At 72.4% G+C, this 1,817-nt stretch carries 4 protein-coding genes; all 4 read right to left on the bottom strand.

Annotated features, from left to right (window positions below):
* Positions 1-195: hypothetical protein (locus tag AB0M39_RS41985; RefSeq protein WP_365374462.1), on the bottom strand; the 195-nt coding region annotated here is incomplete at its 3' end.
* Positions 192-746, bottom strand: a complete 555-nt coding sequence (locus AB0M39_RS41980; RefSeq protein WP_365374460.1) for a hypothetical protein — start codon at positions 744-746, stop codon at positions 192-194. The genes AB0M39_RS41985 and AB0M39_RS41980, both read right to left, overlap by 4 nt.
* Before the next feature lie 22 nt (positions 747-768).
* Complete coding sequence (locus AB0M39_RS41975; RefSeq protein WP_365374457.1) at positions 769-1,119, bottom strand: hypothetical protein; 351 nt, start codon at positions 1,117-1,119, stop codon at positions 769-771.
* Positions 1,120-1,247: 128 nt separating this feature from the next.
* Entirely contained in the window at positions 1,248-1,658 is a 411-nt protein-coding gene (locus AB0M39_RS41970) for a hypothetical protein (protein ID WP_365374454.1), read from the bottom strand.
* Positions 1,659-1,817: the final 159 nt, after the last annotated feature.

Here is a 1,817-nt window from a genome sequence, read left to right as displayed (position 1 = left end):
GGCGGCGCGGCGGCCGACGGCGCGGGCGCTGTCCCCGGCGCGGTGCAGGCCGCCGTCGCGAGTCGGCTCGAAGCCGGGGTCCACCTCGTACTGGCCGGACAGGGGGCCGGTGCGGACGTAGACGTGGACGCCGAATCCGCGGAGGGGCACGGTCAGCAGCGGCCGGTGGCGCGGGGTGCGCGGGCGGCGGGTCACAGGGTCTCCCAGTTGTCGTCGTCGGTGACGAACCGGGCCAGGTCGGCGTCGGTCCGGGGAACGGCGGCGTGCTCGCCGGGCGGGGTGTGGCCCTCGCTGATCCGGACCTCGGTGTCGGTGACCTCCATGACCAGGCCCTCGGTGAAGTCGTCGGGGCCGGAGTCGACGGAGGCGTAGAGGCGGCCCCAGGCGCCGACCTTGGGGACGCGGTTGGTCCAGCGCAGGCCGTCCGGGTCGGGCATCACGTCGGCGTACTCGCCGGTGTACCGGCCGCCCTCGCCGTCCTGCTCGTTCTGGTGGTCGGCCTCTCCGGCGTCGGCCAGCATCTGGGCGGCGATGATGCGGGCGTCGTGCGGGTTCATGAGGACGGTCACCGTGCGCAGCGGCGGGTTCTGTCCGCCCTTGTTCGGGTCGGGCATGAGGAACGTGAGGCCGACCTGGCGGATGAAGCCCTCGGGGACCAGTGCGGTGCTCTTGTGGATCCTGACCTCGGGCCGGGCGCGGCTCGGGAGGAGCCGGACGAGGGCGGGGCGGAGGCGGCCGGTGAACATGGCGGGTTCCAATCTGCGGGGATCAGGCGGCGAGGCCGAAGGCCAGCGCCGTGCGCTTGTAGGTGAGGGCGGCGACGACGAGGTCGAACGCCTGGGTGCGCAGGTCGTAGGCGGCGGCGGAGCGCGCCTTGCCGTTGCGGGTGGTCCAGGTGCGGTGCGCCGGGCAGAGTCCGATGCGCTTCGCGGTCCGGGTGATCTGCGCCGCGTACCGCTCCGCGAAGTCGTCGCCGAAGCCGAGCCGGTCCAGGAACGCGCGGGCCGTGACCAGGTCGGGGTTGCGGCGGGCGAACAGGACGGCGGCGCGGTGGTGGCGGCGGGTGCGGGGCTGGTACATGGGCTCGGTCTCCTCGGTGTGCTGCTTGCCGTGTGACACGAGATTAGCATCAAGTATCGACCCATGTAAACCCTGTGTCTCATTACAGGGCAGGAGAGAGGCCCGCCACCCACCGTGTCTGAAGGGGTGACGGGCCGTCGGATGCATCATGCCACGAAGGCGGGGCTCTACAGGTCCACTCCGGCCACGTCGTCCGTCAGCGCGCCGAAGTCCATCCGGCAGAAGTCGCGGCGCGCCATCTGGTCGGCGACGAGCTGCACCGAGATGCGGTCGTCCAGCGAGCGGAGCCGCGCCTTGCCGCCCCCGTAGAGCAGGTCGTCCAGGAACGCGGCCACCGCCTCGCCGCCGTGGTGCCGGTCGCCCCCGTTCCACAGCCCGCGGACTGCGCGGATCAGGGCGGGGGTGTTGATCAGCCACTGCGTCAGGACCTCGCGGGCCTGAGCCGGTCGGTCGGCCTCGTTGAACTCCGGCCTGCGCCAGTCGTCCGGCCGCCACTCCTCGTCGCTCAACTGCGTCGCGCCCTCGTTCTGGTAGTACGCGCGGACCACCAGCTTGCTCGGCTGCTCTAGTCCAGCCATTGCCTCCCCCTCCTCAGCAGTACGTCCAGGGCCAGGCCGAAGCCCTCCCACAGGGCCTCGCCCCAGCCCCGGCGGCGGCGCCTCGATGGTCGGCTGGCCCTGGTCGGGACGAGTTCTGGAGCTTTTGCGAGTGGCGCCCATGGCGGGCCAGGATCGGGC

Origin of the sequence: Streptomyces sp. NPDC051907, from assembly GCF_040681075.1 — a bacterium.
GTDB lineage: Bacteria > Actinomycetota > Actinomycetes > Streptomycetales > Streptomycetaceae > Streptomyces.
Note: the sequence above shows the minus strand (reverse complement) of the source record. Positions and strands in the feature narration are given on the sequence as shown.